Genomic DNA, 23,135 nt, shown 5'->3' with positions numbered 1-23,135 from the left:
ACTACAATAGATCAGTGACAAACTGATGACAAGAGCAAAAACCAGATTTTTGACACTTTGACAAAGGTTTGACACCTATTTAAGGTATGCGCATTTATTAAACAGTATTTTTATAGAAAATAAACAGGGGTTTCCCCCTGTTTATCAAGGTCACACTGTAATATTAACCAACATACTTACGGGCGTTTCTAAAGATACGCATCCACGCACCGTCTTCTTGCCAATCGTCTGGGCACCATGAGTTTGCAACGGCTCTAAATACACGCTCAGGGTGAGGCATCATAATAGTGCTGCGCCCATCTACAGACGTTAAACCAGTAATACCTTGCGGTGAACCGTTCGGGTTTGCCGGGTACTGCATAGTTGGCTTGCCATAGTTGTCTACATAACGCATGGCGACCTGACCGCTAACCTGCGATAGCGCGTTTTCATTTGCGAACTCAGCCTGACCTTCCCCGTGCGACACAGCAATCGGCATACGCGAGCCTGCCATACCATCTAGCAGCACAGATTTAGATTCCATCACTTCAACCATTGCGACGCGAGCTTCAAAACGCGCTGACTGGTTAGAAACAAAGTGCGGCCAGTGTTCAGTGCCAGGAATTAATGATTTTAGGTTCGATAGCATCTGACAACCGTTACATACACCTAAACTGAAGGTGTCGTTGCGGTTAAAGAAGCCTTCGAACTGATCCCGCGCCATGCTATTAAACAATATAGATTTCGCCCAACCTTCACCTGCGCCTAATACGTCGCCGTAAGAGAAACCGCCACAAGCAGCAAGACCCGCAAACTGTTCAAGGGTAATGCGCCCCGCTAGAACGTCGCTCATGTGTACGTCGATAGCATCAAATCCTGCACGGGTAAATGCTGCCGCCATTTCTAGATGTGAATTAACGCCCTGCTCTCTTAATATCGCTACCTTTGGCTTAACGCCTTTGGCAATATATGGCGCTGCAACGTCTTCGTTTACATCATATGACAACGCAACGTGCAAACCAGGATCGGCAGCATCTTGCTTCGCAGCGTGTTCTTGTTCAGCACACTCTGGGTTATCACGAAGCTTTTGCATTTCAAACGTAGTTTGCGCCCAAGTCGTACGCATTGATACACGGCTATCCGCAAGTACAGCTACACCGTCTCGGTTAAACTCAATCATATCTGTGCTATTTAATGTACCGATATCGTGAGTCAACTCAGTTAAATCGAACTTAGCCAGTACAGCGTTAACTGCGTCTAGGTCGCTTTCAAGCACTTGAATAACACCGCCCAATTCTTCATTGAACAAGACAGCGATATCGTTGCCTTTAAGGCTATCAAGGTTAATGCTTACACCTGTTTTACCGGCAAAGGCCATTTCTGCCACTGTCGTAAATAGGCCGCCGTCTGAACGGTCATGGTAAGCGTGCACCAAACCTTTTTCGATAAGCGTTTGCATAGCGTCAAAAAAGCCTTTAAGGCGGGTAGCAGAAACCACATCTGCTGGGCTATCACCAAGCTGTGTATAAACTTGCGCTAAACAGCTAGCGCCCAAGCGATTTTTACCTTCACCCAAATCGAGTAGCAACAAGCGACTTGCACCTTTATCAGTGCGTAGCTGAGGCGTTAGGGTTTTGCGAATATCTTTTACTGCACCAAAAGCAGAAATAACCAGTGATAGCGGAGAAGTCACCGCTTTATCTTCACCGTTTTCATTCCATGCGGTTTTCATCGACATAGAGTCTTTACCTACAGGAATGGTTAAACCTAGCTCTGGGCACAGCTCCTCACCCACGGCTTTCACAGCTTCATAAAGGCCTGCGTCTTCACCTGGGTGTCCAGCAGCTGCCATCCAGTTCGCAGACAGTTTAATACGTTTAATATCACCAATGTTTGCTGCGGCAATGTTGGTTAGTGCTTCCCCCACTGCAAGACGGGCAGACGCACCGTGTGATAACAATGCAACTGGTGTACGCTCACCCATTGTCATTGCTTCACCATGGTAGGTATCAAACGCTGTTGCGGTTACTGCTACGTCGGCCACTGGTACTTGCCATGGGCCTACCATTTGATCGCGACTTACAAGGCCGGTAACCGAGCGATCGCCTATAGTGATAAGAAATGTTTTCTCTGCCACAGTAGGTAATGACAGAATACGCGTCGCTGCATCACTTAGAGTAATGCCTGCGTCGTTTAATGCTGGTGAGCTTACCTTGGTTGAGCTCACGTCGCGATGCATTTTAGGCGGCTTGCCTAAAAGTACATCTAGCGGCATATCAATAGGTTTGTTCTCAAACTGACTGTCATTTAGATTTAGATGCTGCTCAGCAGTCGCTTCACCCACTACCGCAAATGGCGCGCGTTCGCGGGCGCAAATCGCTTCGAATACCGGCATATTTTCCGGTGCCACAGACATAACATAACGTTCTTGCGATTCGTTACACCAAAGCTCCAGCGGTGTCATACCAGGCTCATCAGACAGCACTTTTCTAAGCTCAAAGTTACCACCACGACCACCGTCGTTAACTAGCTCAGGCAACGCGTTTGAGAGACCACCAGCGCCCACGTCGTGGATAAACTGAATAGGGTTGTCGTCCCCTAACTGCCAACATGCATCAATCACTTCCTGACAGCGACGCTCCATTTCAGGGTTGTCACGCTGCACTGAAGCAAAATCTAAATCTTCGTTTGACTGACCAGATGCCATTGACGATGCGGCACCGCCGCCAAGACCAATATTCATTGCTGGGCCACCAAGAACAATAAGCTTAGCGCCTACCGTGATTTCGCCTTTTTCAATATGGTCACGGCGGATATTGCCTAAACCACCGGCTAGCATGATAGGTTTGTGATAGCCTCTCACCTCTACGCCGTTAAAACTATTAACTTCTTGCTCGTACGTACGGAAGTAACCAAGTAGCGCTGGACGACCAAATTCGTTGTTAAACGCAGCACCACCTAGTGGGCCTTCAAGCATAATATCGAGAGCGCTCACGATGCGCTGTGGCTTGCCGTATTCGGCTTCCCATGGCTGCTCGGCACCAGGAATACGTAAATTAGATACGGTAAAACCAACCAAACCCGCTTTAGGTTTTGAGCCACGACCTGTAGCACCTTCATCACGAATTTCACCGCCAGAGCCTGTTGCAGCTCCTGGGAACGGTGAAATTGCCGTTGGGTGGTTATGGGTTTCTACCTTCATCAAAATATCGATGTTCTCATGATGGTATTCGTATTGATGTGACTGAGGGTTCGGGAAGAAACGGCCAGCTTGCCATCCTTCCATTACCGCTGCGTTGTCTTTGTAAGCTGAGTAAACGTGATCAGGTAATAACTCGTAAGTGTTTTTGATCATTTTGAACAGAGACTTTTCTTGTTCTTCGCCGTCAATGGTCCAGCTTGCGTTAAAAATCTTATGGCGACAGTGTTCAGAGTTTGCTTGCGCAAACATATAAAGTTCAACGTCAGTCGGGTTTCTGCCTAGCTTGGTAAAGCTATCAAACAGGTAATCAATCTCATCATCAGCTAATGCCAGGCCTAACGACACATTTGCATTAACTAGCGCGTCTTTGCCTTCGCCTAATACATCTACACTGGTAAAAGTATTGGCTTCGGTCTGTGCAAACAGTACCGCCGCGTCGTCAGTGTTAGTGAAAACCGATTCGGTCATTCTGTCGTGTAAGAAGCTAGCAATAAGCGCAAAATCATCATCGCTCAACGCATTTTCTATTTCTATATAAAACGCACAACCACGTTCTATGCGGTTGATATTTTTTAGACTACAGTTGTGAGCGATGTCGGTGGCTTTAGAAGACCAAGGAGAGATAGTGCCAGGGCGAGGAGTAATAAGGAAGAGGGTTCCAGAAGGTGTTTGTGCTTGCCTCGCGGGGCCGTAAGTGAGCAGCTTCTCGAGTATTTCTATTTGCTGCTTAGACAAGTCACCTTGGGAATCGACTAGGTGAACATATTCGCTATATAGGTTTTTAACCCTAACGCCGGATTGACCCAGCTTTGCAATCAGTTTAGTTTGGTTAAACTCTGATAGTGCAGGAGCGCCTCGAAGGACCAACATATTGATTTACCTGGTTTGTTAGAAACAACGACCACCAATGCGACGCGTTGCCTCTTGGATTGATGAGTATTTCGGCGCGGATTATAGAGCAATTATGCACAGTAAGTAACCTCATAACGCGCTTACATGAACTTTTTTTTAAACTTAGACGGTTTAATAACAACAAGTAAAGGTCTATGCAGTCACAAGGCTATAAAAAACGATTAAAACTCCAGCTAATAATCATTTTATCTATTGCTGTCATGAGCTGTGGCGTTCCTTCCGTTCCCACTGCCCTTTCCTCATTATTAGAACGGGAAACCATCCGCGTAGGAACCGTGTACGGTGCAGGAACTTTTTATAATGGCGCTGAAGGACCCCAAGGGTTTGAGTATGAGCTGCTGGCAGGGTTCGCTGATTACCTTGGCGTGACCCTCGATTTGTACCCTTTTTACAGCTATGAAGTCATGCTCGAACAATTAGAAGAAGGTAACCTAGACATTGTCGCCACGGGCGATGCGGTGACACCTTCACTAAAAAACCGCTTTACGTATGGCCCTGCTTATCAACATGTCAAACAGCAGCTTGTATTTCAAGCAGGCACATCTAGACCTAGAGACCTTTTAGACCTCGATTCCCCTATAATTGCAGTAGCAGAAAGCAGCCAAGCTCACTTACTTTCTGATCTTTTAAACGATTTAGGTGACGCAGCAACTGATACTGAAAAAGTAGCGATAAAAACCGAGTTAGTTACCACCGAAGATTCAGATTCTGAAGAACTGTTGCAACAGGTTGCTAATGGTGACATTGCTTATACGGTGGCCGACAGCAATCGCCTAGCGTTACAACGTAGACGCTACCCTAACCTCGCCGTAGCCAAAACGCTTAACGAAGATATGCCGATGGCATGGGCCCTTCCTTTAGATCAAGACGATTCAGTCAAAGCAGCGCTCATTGAGTATTTTGGTACAGTGCATCAGTCAGGCTGGTTTACGGTGTTAGAAGACAAGTACTTTGGACATATTCGCCAGTTCGATTACGTAGACAGTCGCGCATTTAACTACGCAGCTGAAAGTGCATTAGCTCAATATAAACCGTTATTCCAACAATATGCCGGTGATTTAGACTGGCGACTACTTGCCGCAATGAGCTACCAAGAAAGCCACTGGGACAGTAATGCTATTTCAAGAACCGGGGTTCGCGGCCTAATGATGTTGACACTTGATACAGCAAGTGATTGGGATGTGGATGACAGAACCAATCCAGAGCAAAGTATTCGCGGGGGCTCACGTTATTTTGCCAGTTTGCTAAGCCGCATACCTGCACGAATCAGCGAGCCAGATAGAACCTGGATGGCTATGGCATCGTATAATATTGGTATGGGGCACTTGGAAGATGCAAGGGTGCTTACCGAGCAACAAGGGGGGAACCCTGATTTGTGGGTAGATGTTAAACGACGCTTGCCACAGCTTAGGCAAAAAAAGTATTACCGTACCACCCGCTATGGCTACGCGAGAGGTGATGAGGCTTTGCAATACGTAGAAAATATTCGCCGCTACTACGACAGCCTAGTCTGGTTAGATGAACAAGGAAAAATTTAATCTCGTTCGTTTTGCTTCTCTCTTGAAAACTGTCATTTCGGTGTCATCTTTACTCTGTACTCTTTCGACGAGTTAGTGATTAACTAACTCGCTTTCTCAGAACCTTAATTTTTCTAAAAGATTATTAACTCTAAAAGAACAGTGACTCTCGGAAAATGAGCGCTTAGTTCAAACAACAGAGCATTTTTCTTAATGGGAAGAATGGTCATAACGAGGGGAAAAATAGCCTCGCTGTGAGAAAGGAGAATAAATGAAAAAAAATCGCTTTATTAAAAAAGGAATAAAATTGAAAAACAACAACAGACGCAGACTTATGCTTAAACGTTGTCACCAGAAAGTACTTCAACGTCGTAAGCTATTTGTAACGAGCGACATGTTTACTCAGTTGACTCGCAAGCCTAGCTAGAATACTTCTAAGCTGGTCGCTTTTATTGATAGGCATCAATATATTGAGAACTCTCTTTGCAACCCAGCAAACCAAATAGGCGAATAAACCCCCCCCTTCAAGCCAGCAAAATAAACACTAGCTTGAAGCATCCCCCTCTAGATGTTTTTTCGCCTTTTTGGCTGCCTTAATCTCTTTTCTACGCTTGCGAAAAAAATCTGACAATTTGTTAGCACACTCGTCTGCTAGCACATTAGAAACAATCTCAACCTGATGATTTAGCGCAGGATGTTGTAATAGATTCATAACCGAACCCGCAGCACCTGTTTTCGCATCTTTAGCACCAAACACCACCCGCTTTACTCGTGCATGCACAAGCATACCTGCACACATAGAGCAGGGCTCTAAAGTAACATACAAGGTAGCGTCAATAAGCCGGTAGTTTCGCACTTTAGAAGCGGCATCTTTAACGGCGCGCAACTCTGCATGGGCAGACGGGTCGTTATCCGATATTGGCGTATTGTAGCCTTCTCCGATAAGCTCACCGTTTAATACTACGCAGGCACCTACCGGCACTTCCCCTATGGATTCTGCTTTGTCCGCCAGGGTTAATGCATGCTTCATCCACTTCACGTCTTCTTGAGTAACTGTTTCATTAATAAGACTTTGCTGGCTAATGCTCTCTTTAAGTGGGTCCTCTTTGCCTCGGTTCTCTTTAATTGCGTTCTCGTTGGGGATGCTTTCTTTTGAAAGGCGTACTTTCGCAAGCTCGTCTGCAGCGGTTAGCACTTTAGGCTCTAACGTTTGTGCTGCGACATGTTCGGTGTTTTGCTCCAGAGCCTGTGTTTTTTCAGTGTCGATCTTTGATGCCGGATGGTCGCTATTTTGGTCACTCATTAGTCAATTTAGCTACTTTATTTAGTGAAATTAGTTAACAACAATTCTGCATAAACCTAGGTAAACATTCTAACTTACTAGAAAGTAATGACTTTTGTCACTTGGCAACCTACTTGCAATATTTCATTATAACACTGCTGGTGTGAAGAACTTAACTGGTTACACTTTTTGAAGAAAACTTAGTGTAATAACCGTTACAGTACTCCAAGCGCAGCAGTAATTTTACTAAAAAGTATTTAGCCTCTGTTTATTAAAGATGAAAACTAAATACTGGGTGAATTAGGCAACTGACCACATTTTCACCTAAACTCTTTTAAAGCCATTTGTGAGGGATACCACCGTGAACATGACAGCGATTGCAATAGTAGCCATTTGTGCTTGGGCGTTAGTTACCATTGTCGAAAGTGCGAAAGACAAAAGCAAAAAGAAACTTAGTAACAAAGAAACTGAAGCGTATAAACAAGAAATTGCAGATTTGAAAGAGCGCGTATCTGTACTCGAAAAAATTGTTACTGATGAGCGCTACGACCTAAAAAAGCAGTTTGCCGATTTAGAGAAAGACTGCGTCGCTTAAGTTTAGTGAAATAATATTCTCTGCCAGTGCAACCTATGTCAATAGCGTATCCTGCGCTGGCAGTAAAACATCAACTCCCTTCTAAGAGTTTGCGTTCAGCTCGCTCTACTCGTCGGGGTTTACCTGCGATGACTAGTACATCATGGGCCTGTAAAATAGCGTCTTGGTCTGGATCTTTAACTTCATTACCGTTACGTCTTAAGCCTTTAATGGCCACACGCATTCGTGTGAAGTCGATATCTTTTATTGCTTTTCCAATGCAAGAGGCATGTTCAGACAATACTACTGCATGAATAAACTCTAGTTTATCTTCCGTCCCGTAAGTGATTTCTGTAGTTTCTCCAGGATAAAAGCCGTGCATATGATCATAGCGACCTTTTCGCTCGGCCCGCACCCGCTTTAAGATACGTGACATAGGTACGCCAGCATAATGCAACACCTGCGACACTAGCATTAGGCTGCCTTCTTGTAACTCAGGCACCACTTGGTTGGCTCCTGCACTGTACAAACTCTCTAGTTGGTAGTCTCGTTTAGTACGAACCATAACATCTGTAGTGCTTGTTATGCTTCGGGTCTGCGTAATCACCTGTTTCGCCTTATCGACCTGATCAAACGTCACAAGCACAAGCTTTGCATTTTCTACATTAGCATTGCTTAAAATATCTTTTTGACTGGCATCGCCGAAAATCACCGGTTCACCCGCATTTCGGCTTTCGTGCACTCTGACAGGGTCCATATCTATAGCGACAAAATGAATGCCTTCCATTTTTAACATGCGCGCTACCGACTGTCCCACCCGTCCAAACCCACAAATAATGACATGATTTGTCAGCGGGCCGGCATTACCAAAGCTAGCGTTATCATCAAAGGAGATATCATTATTAACAATGCGTTTAGCGATAGTCACACTGTTGTTCATAAGCCATGGCGTTAACGCCATACTTATCACCCCCATACATACTATTAGCGATGATTGCTCGGTGGTTAATACGCCATGCGTTGTGGCAAGCGCTGCGATAACGAAACTAAACTCCCCTATTTGGCAAAGTTTTACGCCTGCGGACCAGCCGTCAATGGCGTCAGTTTTGACCAACATGGATGCGGCTCTTACCAAGATAACTTTAACTATCATTAACGCAAAAACGCCAAATACGATTTCAAACAAGCTGTTCCAGAGCACGGTAAGTTCTAACTGCATACCTACGGTTACAAAGAACAAGCCCATTAAAATATCGCGAAACGGGCGGATGTCAGCTTCAAGTTGATATTTGTATTGGCTTTCTCCTAACATCATCCCAGCTAAGAAGGCACCTAGCGCCATGGACAGCCCGAAGTAATAAGTTAACCCTCCGGCCAATAGGGCTATTAAAATAGTGGTCAGAACGAACAGCTCATCAGTTCTAGTTCTCGCAACTTCTCGAAATACCCATGGAAGTAACCACTTACCTACTGACATTAGAAAAGCAATAACGAACACGCCTTTAAGAAGCGCTTTCCCTAGAGCAAGGGCAATACTCACCTCGCCTGTTTGGGCTAAAAGAGGGATAGCGATAAGAAACGGGACCACGGCTAAGTCTTGAAAGAGCAAAATGCTGACGGCGAGTTGTGTTCGCCTGTTATTGAGAATACCCATTTCGGTTGCTTGCTTTATAACAATAGCGGTAGAGCTTAGCGCCAGCGTACCACCAATAATGATTGATGCACTAATCGGGACCCCCAAAAAAAGCGGTACGCAGGTAAATATCGCTGTAGTAAACAACATTTGCCCCAATCCCACACCAAACACCAAAGAGCGCATAGCCAACAATTTAGGAAGGGAGAATTCTAAACCGAGTGAAAAGAGTAGAAAAACAATACCTACTTCCGCCAATAAATGCATTTCTTCGGGGTGAGCAAATACAGATAGCAGCTGTGGGCCAGCGAGTACACCGGCAAAGAGATAAGCAAGGATAGGTGGGAGATGAATCCGTTTAAATAATGCGACCGCGCAAACCGATATAAACATCAGTATTACTATATTTAAAAAACTCGTCCCCACTTTACCTCCTCGAGTAACACCAACTTTCTTTATTAAATAAGCGCAATAATTAACTCGATTTTACGCATAAAACTAAAGATTAGCGCAACAACCATGTTGTTGGCATCTAGTTTGCAACTCCCCTTTATAAATGCAGATCCGGCAAGTTTTGCCGCTGTGATCGTCATAAATTTAGCGAAAATGCGATTATGACCACAGAAAAGTCAGAGCTTTGACACTGGTTTCATTTCTGCGGCATATCAACGCATTTTGTATAGGGGCACTACTGTGGATTTTTCAACGTCAGTCTACGATAGCACACAACACAACAATTTTTATCCTGCTGAGAGCACAGGTAAATCACTTTCTTTTAGTGAATTATCGGGCTTTGTAACACAGCTCCTGACTACGCTTGAACTTCAAGAGTTAGGAGGCGTGTATTTCCAGCAGCTTAATATGCTATTGCCTGTTGTCGGATTCAGTTTATCTGACTTCGACTCTCGTTGGGTCTACGGTAACGCAAAGGTATCGTCAACGCTGATTGATTTACCACTACAAGGGGCGCGCTCTGTTAATGGCGAGCAAGCCCATGTCTATTATTACATTAGTTCACCCTTGTCGTTATCGCAAAGAGAAAGCTTATTCCAACTACATGATTTATTTGGAAAACAGGTAAAGCATGCTCTATCGTTAATGCGTGTTCAGCAAATGGCAACTAAAGACGTGTTGACGAGTTTAGGCAATCGTGCGGGATTTGAGCAATCTATGACCAGACAGCTAGGGTGGGCGCAACGCCACGATGAGCCATTTGCACTTCTAGTTATCGACCTAGATAACTTCAAATATGTAAACGACAACTTTGGACATGGCGAAGGCGACAAGGTGCTCGCGCATGTGGCAACACATTTAGAAAATGTGCTACGCGATGAAGATGAAGCCTTTCGCTATGGCGGCGATGAATTCTGCTGTTTACTTGACTGTCAAACACAGCAGCAATTGGCATGTGCCGCCCAGCGAATTCAGATGAGTATAAATAGTTCGAGCTACTTATCTCGCTTGGGTGTATCAACTAGTCTTGGTGGCGCAATTTACCGAGATGGCGACTCAATGAACAGCCTTTTCGACCGTGCTGACAATGCGCTCTATCGCGTAAAAAACTCTGGTAAGAATAGCTATCACGCGGCATAACCTAATAATTTATTATTCAATAGATGCGGCAAAAGCATGCCGCATCTGCGCTTTGTTGCCGTCATCACATCACAAACAGATTTGCTAATCATTTTCTAGAAAAGCGGCAGCAGATAAAGGCCTAATCAGGCTTAAAATCTATTGCTATACCAGGCGCTTTCGGCTGCAGGTAAACACAACGCCCTTCAACAATAAGTGCGACAGGCTGCTTGTTTAGAAAAATGATCGGCACACTATTTCGCTCCCATCGCGGTACACGCCAAACTTTAAACCACTCTTTCAACAGCTTAGACACGCTCGCATTTTCGGGCTTTACTTTTAGGTTGCGAGCATTGGTTTGCAAAGAAACCTTATCGCCATTTTTCTGGTCTGATAATGTGACCCTAATGTTACCGTGTAACCAAGAAAGAGGGATATCTTGACCTAACGCCAATTCAAAGTTTTGCGGGATCTCGTGGTTATCGTTTACCACCCAATAAAGATCTTGGTCAAACCGCATCACCCGGCCCCACTTAAAGTTTACTTCAGGGGTAGCATCATGTTTCGCCCCCAGCATAGCAAGTACTTGGTCTGTCTGCGCTTTTGAAGGTGCAAGCTGCCCCTGCGTTTTAAACCAAGCACGAATTACCATAGCCTGCCAAGGGATAGATAATGCAGCAAGCTTTTGTCCATCCAGCCTAAAATCAGTAAGCTTACAGTTTTTAAAGTGTTGCTGTGCTGATTCGTTGACTAGCCCACTTTGCTCCGCACAAAGTTCTGCGCTTCGCCCCACTGTCTTAGTTAACTGGGGCCACCGCTCAAGCAAATGAGGTATTATCTCGTTTCTTAAGAAATTCCTGTCAAAGCTGTTTTGCTGATTAGATTCATCCTCAATCCACTGCAACATTTCCTCTTCGGCATAAGCGATGATGTCGCTTTTCTCAAGAGCTAGCATAGGTCGCATTATTAGCGTATCACCCCGGTACTGCACTTCGCCCATTCCTGCTAAGCCCTGTGGGCCAGCACCACGTTTAAGCTGAAGCAATACGGTTTCAAGCTGATCTTCGGCATGTTGCCCCAAAAGCAGTACACCGCCAATTTGTTCACATACTTCTAATAGTGCGTTGTATCGAACTTTACGCGCCTCAGCTTCTAAGCTCTTTCTAGAGCTGGTATCAACGGCAACACGATATTGATGAAACTCAATATCTTCAAGACGGCACTGCAGTTCACAGTGGCGGGCCCAGTCATCCGCATTTTCGCTTAAACCGTGATGTACATGTACAGCATGTATCGGGCTATCAAACTGCTCCCTATACGCGACGACGGCTTGAAGCAGTACGGTGGAGTCCACACCACCGCTGTAGGCAACGACGAGTGGCGTTTGAAGTGGTCGCTTTACATTAGTCAGTGACGTGGCTATGCGGTTGACGATATGTTCAATAGTGGGGGATTGTAGAGGGGTCACAGACCAGTAATACCTTATTGTTTCAACTTTATGTTTTATTAGGGTTCAGCTTTGTATCTGCTGATTACTCGTTTTCTAATAACGCAAAAGGGTTGGTTACCAATGGTAAACAACCCTCTCGAACTAATCTCAATCGACATGAACTAAGCAAAGGCTTAATAGACGTTTACAACAAGCATTTTTGCTAATCGTACACCGCTTCGCCTAATCGTAAACCGCTTCGCATCAAAACGTGACTATTCGCAGTTTTCGAACTCGTAGCCCTAACAAGAATTAGCAATACCCGAACGACATTAAACGCTCGTAGCGTTCTTCCATTAGCTTTGTTTTATCAAGCTCTTTAAGTTGATTAAGCTGCTGCTTAATCACGGCTTTCAAATTAGCCGCCATGCCGTTGTGATCGCGATGCGCACCGCCTAATGGCTCTTCAACAATGCTGTTAATTAGACCCAGTTCTTTAATTTGTGGCGCACTTACCCCCATGGCTTCAGCAGCGAGTGGTGCTTTTTCTGCACTTTTCCACAAAATAGACGCACAACCTTCCGGTGAAATAACAGAGTAGGTAGAATATTGAAGCATATTAACGCGGTCGCCAACACCAATAGCTAATGCACCACCTGAACCACCTTCACCAATTACGGTACACACGATTGGAACAGTAAGCTCAGCCATCTCGAATAAATTTTTCGCGATTGCTTCACTTTGGCCGCGCTCTTCAGCGCCCACACCTGGGTATGCCCCTGGCGTGTCGATGAAGGTAATAATAGGCATGTTAAAGCGCTCAGCCATCTTCATAAGACGTAATGCTTTACGATAACCTTCTGGTTTAGGCATACCGAAGTTACGCTTAATTTTTTCGTTGGTGTCACGCCCTTTCTGATGACCAATAATCATCACCGGCTGATCATCTAGCATTGCTGGGCCACCAACAATCGCTTTATCGTCAGCAAACGCGCGGTCGCCAGCAAGCTCGTCGAATTCTGTAAAAATACGAGGAATGTAATCTAGCGTGTATGGACGCATTGGGTGACGTGCAAGTTGAGAAACTTGCCATGCGCCAAGATCAGAAAAGATCTTTTTAGTCAGCTCTGCGCTTTTACCGCGAAGCTTATTGATTTCTTCTTCAATACCAACGTCAAACTCGCCACCTTGATTCACCAACCTAAGCTCTTCAATTTTTGCTTCTAGTTCGGCTATTGGCTGTTCAAAGTCCAAAAACTGTATACTCATTTCATGTCCTATTCGTACTACGCTCGTCTATGCAAACGCGAGATGTCCAATCTATCGAACTCTAGCCCTTAATGGTAGAGAATTGAAACGGCTTTGTCTCCCAAACATTGTTTGAGATCGTGCAAAAGTTGGTCTTCAGGGGTAACGTACCATCTTGCCCCACACGCCAAGGTTACTTCAGCGTCTGGATGGGTTACCGCTAACTGAACAGGACAACTTCCACCGTTAAATGCCTGCAGGATAGATTGCATCTGACTCATTTTCTTCGGTTCAAGCAACTGGGTATCAATATTAAGTGCCAGCGCTCTCGCGTTTTTCTCTCGTGCCTGAACAATGTCCATTACATCACGGGCGGTGATTGTATTGCCCCCAGAGAAATCATCAAAGCTGACCTGTCCCTTTATAAGCAATATTCTGTCAGTTTCTAACACACTTTCGAACTGTTCGTACATATCGGGGAAAAAACGTACGTCTATTCTGGCACTCTTATCATCCAGTGTCACTATAGCCCAGCGGCGCCCACGTTTATTCGTCATAACACGCACGCCAAGCACCAATCCTACTGCACTGGCCATTTGATCTTTGTTCGTTGGTTTTAAATCAACTAAACGCCCGTCAGTATAGTAACGTAGTTCTTCAGCGTACTGATTGATGGGGTGACCTGTTAAATACAAGCCTAGGGTATCTTTTTCACCTTCTAGCCACACTTTCTCAGGCCATTCAGGCACGTCAGCAAATGCTTGCTTCACGTCTTCTGGCTCGGTAGTCAGTAGGCCAAACATATCTGACTGACCAAATGACTCAGCTTTTGCGTGCTGCCCAGCGGCGGCAAGGGCTTCGGGTAAGCTCGCCATAAGACTAGCGCGATGCGGACCTAAGTTATCCATTGCACCCGCTAACACTAGCTTTTCAAGTACCCGTTTGTTTACGCGCTTAATATCTATCTTGGCGCAGAAATCAAAAAGATCTTTAAATGCCCCTTGGGTTTCCCGCGCTTCAATAATCGCTTCAATTGGGCCTTCACCTACCCCTTTAATCGCACCGATACCGTAAACAATGCGACCTTCGCTATCCACGGTAAATTTGTATTTGCCCGCGTTTAAATCTGGCGGCAGTATTTCGATACCCATGCGCTCACATTCATCGACAAGCGTCACGATTTTATCGGTGTTATCCATATCCGCCGACATTACCGCAGCCATGAATTCCGCTGGATAATGTACTTTCAGCCAAAGGGTTTGGTAAGACACCAAGGCATAGGCTGCCGAGTGAGATTTGTTAAAGCCGTAGCCTGCGAACTTTTCCACCAAGTCGAAGATTTTCATTGCTAGGTCTGGGTCAATATTATTGCCCTTCGCACCCTCAGCAAAGGTACCGCGCTGCTTCGCCATTTCTTCAGGCTTTTTCTTACCCATCGCACGACGTAGTAAGTCAGCGCCGCCCAGCGAGTAGCCCGCCATTTCCTGAGCTATCTGCATTACCTGTTCCTGATACAAGATAATGCCATAGGTGGGCTCTAATATTTCTTGCAAACACTCATGCTGGTATTCAGCGTCTGGGTAGGAAATTTCTTCACGTCCGTGCTTACGGTCGATAAAGTTATCTACCATGCCTGACTGCAATGGACCTGGGCGGAATAGGGCCACAAGTGCGATGATATCTTCAAAACAGTCTGGTTTAAGGCGTTTAATCAGCTCTTTCATGCCGCGAGATTCCAGCTGGAATACGGCTGTGGTCTCTGCGTTTTGTAACGTTCTAAAGCTCTTTGGATCTTCAAGCGGAATAGCGCTGATATCAACGTCAACGTTCTTCCCTTCCTTGATCATATCTATCGCCCACTGAATGATCGTCAGCGTACGAAGACCTAGGAAGTCAAATTTTACAAGCCCAGCGGTTTCAACGTCGTTTTTGTCAAACTGTGTTACCGGGTTATTACCTTCGTCATCACAATACAGCGGCGAGAAATCAGTAATAGTGGTTGGCGCAATAACAACACCACCGGCGTGTTTACCCGCGTTTCGGGTGACCCCTTCAAGAATACGCGCCATATCGATAAGGTCTTTCACTTCCTCATCGCTTTCATAAACTTCTGGCAGCTGAGGTTCGGCTTTAAACGCCTTTTCTAACGTCATGCCAGGGTCAGGTGGTATTAGCTTTGAAATTCTGTCTACAAAACCGTAGGGGTGACCAAGTACTCGACCCACGTCACGTACTACCGCTTTTGCCGCCATAGTTCCGAAGGTAATGATCTGAGATACCGCTTGTCGCCCGTAGAGCTCTGCAACGTGATCAATTACCTCATCTCGCCTATCCATACAGAAGTCGACGTCGAAATCAGGCATTGATACACGTTCTGGGTTCAGGAAACGTTCGAATAGCAAGTCGAATTCAAGCGGATCTAGGTCGGTAATTTTTAAGGCATAGGCCACGAGCGAGCCCGCACCTGAACCACGCCCTGGCCCTACCGGAATTCCGTTATCTTTACTCCACTGGATAAACTCCATAACGATAAGGAAATAGCCCGGGAACCCCATTTGGTTGATAACTTCAAGCTCAATGCGAAGTCGGTCATCGTACTCTGGGCGTTTTGCCTTGCGCACTTCTTCATCGGGGAATAGAAATTCTAGACGTTCTTCTAAGCCTTCCTCAGACACCTTAACCAAGAAGTCTTCGGTGGTCATACCGCCGGTTGGAAACTGTGGCAAGAAATATTCATTTAGCCGGACAGTAACGTTACAGCGCTTGGCAATTTCAACCGTATTTTCTATGGCTTCTGGAATATCGCTAAATAGCTCAACCATTTCCTCGGCAGTGCGCAAATATTGCTGGTCGCTGTAGCGCTTAGGGCGACGGTTATCATCTAACGTATAGCCATCGTGAATACACACACGAATTTCGTGCGCGTCGAAACCCTCTTGGTCAATAAAGCATACTTCATTAGTGGCAACCACGGGTAAACCGCGCTGCTCAGCAAGCTCTACGGCATGGTGTAAATAATCTTCTTCGCCTTGTCTACCGGTTCTAATCAGCTCTAAATAAAAACGGTCGGGAAAATGGGTTTGATAAAACTCAAGCGCATCTTCAAGAAGCTTGGCGTTATTTTTCATTAAACCTACGCCGATATCGCCGTGCTGTGCGCCCGATAAAACAATAACGCCTTCGCTATGCTCTGCTAACCATGCTTGATCAATGACTGCGCGGTGCGCCAAGTGTCCGCGAAGGTAAGCCTTGGAGATAAGAATAGTAATATTCTTATACCCTTCGTTGTTCATCGCAATGAGGGTAAGTCTGAACGGTTCATCGCCAAAAGCTTCATTAGTCACCCAAAAATCGGTGCCAATTATGGGCTTGATACCTAAATTATGTGCCTCCGAATAGAATTTTACCAAGCCACACATATTCATTTGGTCTGTGATTGCCACGGCAGGCATGCCAAGCGCGGCCACTTTCCCTAAAATAGGCTTAACCTTATTCAGGCCGTCCATCATCGAAAAGTCGCTGTGAACACGTAAATGAATAAATGGCGATGACATGATGTTATTTCTCTTCGAGTAGCGCTTTTACGGGTTTAAAACTTTTGCGATAGCAATCTAAGATGCCATATTCAGCGATGGCTTCAAAATGTGCTTTTGTGGGGTAACCTTTGTGCCCTGCAAAGTTATATTGTGGGTAGGCCTCATGCAACGAAATCATATCGTTATCTCGCTCTACTTTGGCAATGATTGATGCTGCTGAAATTTCAGCGTGTAGGCTGTCACCTTTCACTACCGCTTCAGAGTCAAAGTTCCAAGCTGGGACGCGGTTGCCGTCTACACGCACAAAGTCAGGTTTTACAGGCAAACCTTCCACTGCGCGGATCATAGCGAGCATGGTAGCGTGCAGTATATTTAGCTTGTCTATTTCTTCAGGGCTTGCTCTACCGATATTCCAGTAAAGCGCCTTCTCACGAATCTCTTGAGCAAGGGCTACACGTTTCTTTTCACTCAACTTTTTAGAGTCGGTTAGCCCTTCAATGGGGTTTTCTGGGTCTAGTATAACCGCAGCAGTGACCACATCACCTACCAATGGGCCACGCCCTACTTCATCAACACCGGCAATTAACTTATGCAAACAATTCCTCCACGACAGCTTTTGCTGCTGTTTTATCAGCATTGCATTTTAGCGTATGGTGGAGATCGGTGAAACGGGAAATAAGCGCAGAATTATCACTTTCGAAGAAGTTAAGTAACTGATTGCTCATATTCTCTGCGTTTACCTCGTCTTGAAGTAATTCAGGAATAATTGCCTCGTCAGCTAAGAGGTTTGGCAACGTAAAGTACGGCGCTTTGTACAAGCGCTGCATGATTTTGTAGGTAAGCGGCGCGAGTAAATAAGCGGCTACCATTGGGCGCTTACACAACATGGCTTCTAACGTCGCTGTACCTGATGCGAGCAAGATAACATCGCTTGCTATCATAGCATCACGAGAAGTGCCTTGGGTTACCTGAATGGGTAAGCGTGCTTCAGCATTATCAGCTTCAAGCAAGAGTGCTTTAATTTGCGAAAGACGATGCTCATTTGCCGCAGGGATAAGAAATTGAATGTCGCTGCGTTTAGCATGAATAGCTACGATAGTTTTCAGAAACACGGGAAGTAATGTATCCACTTCGCCTCTTCGTGAGCCGGGTAGTACAGCCAATACATGAGCTTGACTATCTACACCTAAAGCCTGCCTTGCCGCATTTTGGTCGGGCTCAATTGCTATAGCGTCAGCCATGGTATGCCCCACAAAGGTGTAGGGAACGTTATATTTATCGTAAACCTGCTGTTCGAAAGGAAATAAACCCAATACGCGATTAGCCGCTTTCGCTATTTTGTGAATACGTTTCTCACGCCATGCCCACACCGTAGGGCTTACATAGTGCATGGTTTTGATGCCGCGGGCTTTGAGGGCTTTCTCTACTCTCAAATTAAAATCAGGCGCGTCAATACCTACGAAAATATCTGGCGGATTTTGCTCAAAATGAGCAAGAAGCTGCTTTTTAACTTTTAAGATGGCTGGAAGGTGGGATAGGACTTCCACAAGCCCCATAACCGACAAGGTTTCCATATCAAAGAGACTGTGGAAACCTGCGTTTATCATGTTTGGACCGCCAATACCTTCGATAATTGCATCAGGATATTGGCGCTTTAACTCTGCGACCATTCCGGCGGCAAGGATGTCACCAGAGGGCTCTCCGGCAACCATGCCGATACGAATTGGTTTAGACATAATTAGCGAATAATGCCTCGCTTGGAGTTCTGTAGGAACTTCACCATAAGTGCTACACCATTGAATTCATCCGCTGGTTTCACTAACTTTTCTAACGCTTCATCGATGGTATTGCCTTCGCGATAAATTGCTTTATATGCACGTTTTATCTCTAGCACTTCCTCTTTTGAGAAACCACGGCGCTTTAAGCCTTCAGAGTTTATTCCCTGAGGAATATTCTTCTGGCCACTTACCATAACAAATGGAGGCACATCTCTTAGAATAATACCACCAGCGCCTAAAAAGGCATGCGCCCCAATTTTGCAAAACTGATGAATACCTGTAGCGCCACCAACAATAACGAAATCGTCAATATGAACGTGACCTGCAACCGCAACGTTATTTGCAATAATTATATCGTCACCGAGTACACAGTCATGGGCAATGTGTGCATTAGCCATAAATAAACCACGAGAGCCAATAATCGTGATGCTGTTGTCTTGGATAGTGCCTCGGTGGACGGTTACCCCTTCTCTGAATTCGTTGTCATCGCCGATAACAAGTTCAGTAGGTTCGCCAGCATATTTTTTATCTTGGCAGTCTTCACCGATAGAAGAAAACTGATAAAACTTATTGTTTTTACCGATACGCGTTGGGCCGCGTACCACCACATGTGATTTCAGAATACAGCCATCGCCGATGGTGACGTTGTCGTCTACCACACAAAATGGACCTATAGTGACATTTTCACCAATTTTTGCACTTTCTGAAATTACCGCAGTAGGATGGATCACGTTACGCTATCTCTCTCATCGCACACATAAACTCTGCACTACAAGCAATATCGCCATCGACACTTGCAGTACCTTTAAATTTCCAAATCCCTCTGCGCTCTTTTACCAGAGCAACATCAAACTCAAGCTTATCACCCGGAACAACTGGACGTTTAAAGCGTGCGTTATCAATTCCTGCATACAAGTATAACTTATCATTGTTGCCCATGGTCTTAAAACCTAGAACACCGGCAGCTTGCGCCATAGCTTCTAGAATTAAAACACCCGGAAAAATTGGCTGTCCAGGGAAATGCCCCATGAAACATGGCTCATTGATCGTAATATTTTTGTAAGCCTTTACAGACTCACCCAGAACATAATCAGTAACACGATCAACAAGTAGGAAAGGATATCTGTGTGGTAGCAGTTCCAATATTTCCTGGATTTCGATGGTATTAAGTGAATTGGCCAAAAACTTTCTCCTGTATACAAGCATGACCTTATACTATTTCATACCAATACAGATGATACATTGGTACTTGGGTCAAACTCGCCGTAAAAACTAAAAAACGGCGGCAACCATACGCTGTTAAGTGCGAAAAACAAATCAGACCAACACCTTTGACGGGGTTGGTCTGACAAATTTTATAACTGACGAGGTCAGTTATTAGTTAGTTTTACTTACTTGCTGAAGTACTTGTTCAGACAAGTCGTGCTCTTCTTTAGCAAATGCTACTGCACCAGCATTGAGCACTAGGTCGTAACCTTGCTTCGCTGCAACAGAATCGATAGCTTGCTTGATAAGGCCAAGCAACTTGTTACGCTCTTCATTGCTGCGACGTTGAATGTTCTGTTGTAAAGGCTGACCTTTCTTAGATAGCTCTTCACGTACTGACAAGATCTTTTGTTCTAGTTCTTTCTTCTCTGTGTCGCTCATTGTTGCTGCGTCACGCTGAAGACGCTCTGCGTAGAACTGACCGTCGCGCTGTAGTTGATTCACTTCTTCTAGCTGGTCTTTAAACTCAGCTTGAATAGCATTTTGAATCTCAGCCGCTTGAGGCATCGCTTGAAAAATACCTTGCACATCAACAACAGCCACTTTCTGTTCTGCCATTACAGATGTACTTACTAAAGCGCTACCCAACATTGCTCCTGCAACGATATGTTTAACCAACTGTTTCAAAGGGAACTCCTTTTTGAATCTTATTATAGAGCGCGGTTCAAACGCGCTCGCTTTAATGTCTTAGAAAGTTTGACCAATATTGAAAGTGAAGAATCTCGCATCGTCACCATCACGCTGCTGTATCGCTTTCGAGAAGCTGAATACCATCGGGCCCATCGGTGATATCCACTGAACCGATATACCCGCCGAGCTACGATACAGACTCCAGTCAGAATAGTCCAATAGCTCACCACGTTGAGTAGTCGCTATGTCAAACTGACGGTAATAGTCATAATCGAACTCAGTATCCCACACGTTACCCACATCCACAAACAAACTTGTGCGAACAGAGTTATCCATATCTTCTTCAACAAATGGCGTAGGAACAATTAGCTCAACGCCACCCAGAGCCATAGCGTTACCACCTAGGCTTCGCGTCGACCATGAAAGTGCTGCATCAGCTGGGTCTGCTGGGAATACTTCACCATCTGGGCCTGTTATGGTGCCAGTGTTACCAAGGAAGATACCACGAGGACCAACCGTATTATTCTCAAACCCGCGCAGTGAGTCTGCACCACCTGCGGTGAAGTTTTCAGTAAACGGTAGAATTTGTTCATTGCCGTTTATATCGCCATAACCATTACCATAGCCAAGACGAATACGGGTTAAGAATGACCAGCGTTGATCACGTGATAACGGGAAATACCATTTACCATCGAATACAGTTTTAAAGTAGTTAACGTCTGAGTTTGGCGTAGTAATACTAACTGACGCACGTTGAGAAGAACCTGCTGTTGGGAATAGACCACGGTTAAGCGTGCTTCTGCTCCAGCTTACACTGGCTAGGTAGCTATCGTACTTAATTGCAGCATCAGGGTCTTCACCGTTTGTAAACTGGTTGTAGAATTGCTCAGTTTGCTCGTAATAGCCACGGTTAAATAGCTCGACGTTACTGTAGGTCAAACCAAAATTAATACGGTTAAACTCGTTAATTGGATAACCAATATTAGCACCGATTGACCAACGCTTAGAGTTGTACTGAATTACATTAAAGTCAGAGCCGTCGAACTCGCTATAACCAATGCTTCCACCCAAGCTGATACCATCAATAGTAAAGTAAGGGTCGTTATAGGTGATTTGCGCACTGCGCTGATACGAAACCGTACTTAGGTTAAGACCAACGCGTTTACCTGTACCCAAGAAATTATCTTGTTGGATACCCGCCTGTAAGCTTAACTTGGTTCTGTCACCGTAACCGATACCTGCGTTAAACGAGCCCGAAGGCTGCTCTTTAACATTATAGTTAACATCAACCTTATCTTCAGAGCCTGGAATACGTACAGTTTCAAACTCTACTTCTTCCATGTAGGTAAGACGAGAAAGTTGGTTCTTAGAAGACTCCAGTAAGTTATTCGAAAGCCAGGTGCCTTCCATTTGACTCACGTTTTGACGCAGAACGCTATCGGCGGTTACCACGTTACCGTTAAACTTAATACGGTTAACGTAAATGCGCTTACCTGGGTCTACAGATAGTGTCAACTTAACCGTTTTATCTTCGTCATTAATTTCAGGTACGGTGGTTACCGTTGGATAAGCATAACCAAAGCGCCCAAGATATTTACTGATAAACTCTTCTGTATAGGTAACTTCCGCTTGGTTGTATAGCTCACCTACTGTCAGCGGCAGTACGCGCTCGATGTATTCTTCATGGCCAAGTACATCACCCACCAGCTCCACTTCAGAAATGGTGTATTGCTCACCTTCTGATACGTTCATAGCAATGTAGATACCCGACTTTTCAGGGGTCATCGACACTTGTGTAGAGTCAACGTTAAATCGTAGGTAACCACGGTTTAAGTAATGGTTACGCAGCGTTTCCATGTCCCCTTGCAACGTTTGCTGCTGGTAGCGAGTTTCCGACAGGAAATCCCACCAAGGCGTGTCGTATTGTAGCTCAAAAGCATCCATCAGCTCTTCGTCTGAGAAGATTTCGTTACCTACAATATTGATTTGTTCAATTTCAGCCGCGTCGCCTTCTTCGAAAAGTAATTTCAAGTCAACACGGTTACGCGGTAACGGCGTTATAATAGCCGTCACGTCAGCATTATATTTACCTATGCTGTAAAAGAAGTCTTTCAGGCCATTCTCGATAGAGGTTAGTACGGTCTTATCGAGCGGCTCACCAATACGAACGCCGTTTCCGTCTAAGCTTTCCTGAAGTTGCTCATCTTTAATATCATCGTTGCCTTCAAAGATGATATTACTAATGGTAGGACGCTCAGCGACACGCACGACAAGCGTATTGCCATCACGAAGAATTTCAACATTTTCAAAGTGTGTTGAAGAGTACAACGAGCGAATAAGCTGCGTTACCCTGAATGTATTAAGCTCGTCGCCAACTTGAACGGGCAAGTAGGTTAAAGCTGCACCAAGTGCAACTCGTTGCAAACCTTCTACGCGAATGTCTTCAACGACAAATTCACTGTCTTGCGCCGCAGCATTGGCAAAGCTAGCACTGGAAAGAATGGCTCCGGCTGCTACTAACTGTTTTAACTTCATCTATTTTTCTTTTCCTGGCCGCGTTTTGTATTAGCTGTTTTG

General features: G+C 45.1%; 16 protein-coding genes. 4 read left to right on the top strand and 12 right to left on the bottom strand.

Annotation, left to right across the window (positions count from 1 at the left end):
• Positions 1-163 precede the first annotated feature (163 nt).
• Positions 164-4,051, bottom strand: coding sequence for a phosphoribosylformylglycinamidine synthase (purL, locus tag ACXAFM_RS13920; RefSeq protein WP_474830454.1), 3,888 nt, complete (start codon positions 4,049-4,051; stop codon positions 164-166).
• Between the two features lie 176 nt (positions 4,052-4,227).
• On the opposite strand from purL, the gene mltF reads away from it, so the two are divergent.
• Both mltF and ACXAFM_RS13910 read left to right on the top strand, forming a co-directional pair.
• Positions 4,228-5,631, top strand: a complete 1,404-nt coding sequence (mltF, locus tag ACXAFM_RS13915; protein ID WP_474830451.1) for a membrane-bound lytic murein transglycosylase MltF — start codon at positions 4,228-4,230, stop codon at positions 5,629-5,631.
• A 250-nt stretch (positions 5,632-5,881) separates the two neighbouring features.
• Positions 5,882-6,037 carry a hypothetical protein gene (locus ACXAFM_RS13910; protein WP_474830449.1) on the top strand — a complete coding sequence of 52 codons (156 nt, stop codon included), beginning with the start codon at positions 5,882-5,884 and terminating at the stop codon, positions 6,035-6,037.
• Positions 6,038-6,154: 117 nt separating this feature from the next.
• On the opposite strand, the gene tadA is transcribed toward ACXAFM_RS13910, so the two are convergent.
• Entirely contained in the window at positions 6,155-6,694 is a 540-nt protein-coding gene (tadA, locus tag ACXAFM_RS13905; protein WP_474830597.1) for a tRNA adenosine(34) deaminase TadA, read from the bottom strand.
• Between the two features lie 565 nt (positions 6,695-7,259).
• On the opposite strand from tadA, the gene ACXAFM_RS13900 reads away from it, so the two are divergent.
• Positions 7,260-7,487: a hypothetical protein gene (locus tag ACXAFM_RS13900; RefSeq protein ID WP_474830446.1), complete on the top strand. Its 228-nt coding sequence runs from the start codon at positions 7,260-7,262 to the stop codon at positions 7,485-7,487.
• Between the two features lie 70 nt (positions 7,488-7,557).
• Here ACXAFM_RS13900 and ACXAFM_RS13895 read toward each other — a convergent pair whose 3' ends face one another.
• On the bottom strand, positions 7,558-9,525 hold the full coding sequence (locus ACXAFM_RS13895; protein WP_474830444.1) for a monovalent cation:proton antiporter family protein: 1,968 nt from the start codon (positions 9,523-9,525) through the stop codon (positions 7,558-7,560).
• Positions 9,526-9,792: 267 nt separating this feature from the next.
• On the opposite strand from ACXAFM_RS13895, the gene ACXAFM_RS13890 reads away from it, so the two are divergent.
• Positions 9,793-10,692 carry a GGDEF domain-containing protein gene (locus ACXAFM_RS13890; protein ID WP_474830442.1) on the top strand — a complete coding sequence of 300 codons (900 nt, stop codon included), beginning with the start codon at positions 9,793-9,795 and terminating at the stop codon, positions 10,690-10,692.
• 121 nt (positions 10,693-10,813) lie between these two features.
• Here ACXAFM_RS13890 and tilS read toward each other — a convergent pair whose 3' ends face one another.
• The 9 genes from tilS to bamA form a co-directional block, all read right to left on the bottom strand.
• Complete coding sequence (gene tilS, locus ACXAFM_RS13885; protein ID WP_474830439.1) at positions 10,814-12,139, bottom strand: tRNA lysidine(34) synthetase TilS; 1,326 nt, start codon at positions 12,137-12,139, stop codon at positions 10,814-10,816.
• A 273-nt stretch (positions 12,140-12,412) separates the two neighbouring features.
• Positions 12,413-13,369, bottom strand: a complete 957-nt coding sequence (gene accA / locus ACXAFM_RS13880; RefSeq protein WP_012517579.1) for an acetyl-CoA carboxylase carboxyl transferase subunit alpha — start codon at positions 13,367-13,369, stop codon at positions 12,413-12,415.
• Between the two features lie 68 nt (positions 13,370-13,437).
• Positions 13,438-16,902, bottom strand: a complete 3,465-nt coding sequence (dnaE, locus tag ACXAFM_RS13875) for a DNA polymerase III subunit alpha (RefSeq protein ID WP_474830436.1) — start codon at positions 16,900-16,902, stop codon at positions 13,438-13,440.
• A gap of 4 nt (positions 16,903-16,906) precedes the next feature.
• Positions 16,907-17,479, bottom strand: a complete 573-nt coding sequence (rnhB, locus tag ACXAFM_RS13870) for a ribonuclease HII (RefSeq protein WP_474830434.1) — start codon at positions 17,477-17,479, stop codon at positions 16,907-16,909.
• Positions 17,472-18,620, bottom strand: a complete 1,149-nt coding sequence (lpxB, locus tag ACXAFM_RS13865; RefSeq protein ID WP_474830432.1) for a lipid-A-disaccharide synthase — start codon at positions 18,618-18,620, stop codon at positions 17,472-17,474. Before lpxB ends, rnhB begins: the two co-directional genes overlap by 8 nt.
• A 2-nt stretch (positions 18,621-18,622) precedes the next feature.
• On the bottom strand, positions 18,623-19,393 hold the full coding sequence (lpxA, locus tag ACXAFM_RS13860) for an acyl-ACP--UDP-N-acetylglucosamine O-acyltransferase (RefSeq protein WP_474830430.1): 771 nt from the start codon (positions 19,391-19,393) through the stop codon (positions 18,623-18,625).
• Between the two features lies 1 nt (position 19,394).
• Positions 19,395-19,844: a 3-hydroxyacyl-ACP dehydratase FabZ gene (gene fabZ / locus ACXAFM_RS13855; protein ID WP_118490056.1), complete on the bottom strand. Its 450-nt coding sequence runs from the start codon at positions 19,842-19,844 to the stop codon at positions 19,395-19,397.
• A gap of 195 nt (positions 19,845-20,039) precedes the next feature.
• Positions 20,040-20,555 (bottom strand): OmpH family outer membrane protein, encoded by a 516-nt coding sequence (locus ACXAFM_RS13850; protein WP_012517573.1) that lies wholly within the window; start codon positions 20,553-20,555, stop codon positions 20,040-20,042.
• Positions 20,556-20,615: 60 nt separating this feature from the next.
• Positions 20,616-23,093, bottom strand: a complete 2,478-nt coding sequence (bamA, locus tag ACXAFM_RS13845) for an outer membrane protein assembly factor BamA (protein WP_474830427.1) — start codon at positions 23,091-23,093, stop codon at positions 20,616-20,618.
• Positions 23,094-23,135: the final 42 nt, after the last annotated feature.

The sequence above is a fragment of the Alteromonas sp. ABD4_190 genome (genome assembly GCF_056160105.1).
The sequence above is the reverse complement of the archived record's forward strand: the minus strand, read 5'-3'. Positions and strand labels throughout refer to the sequence as shown.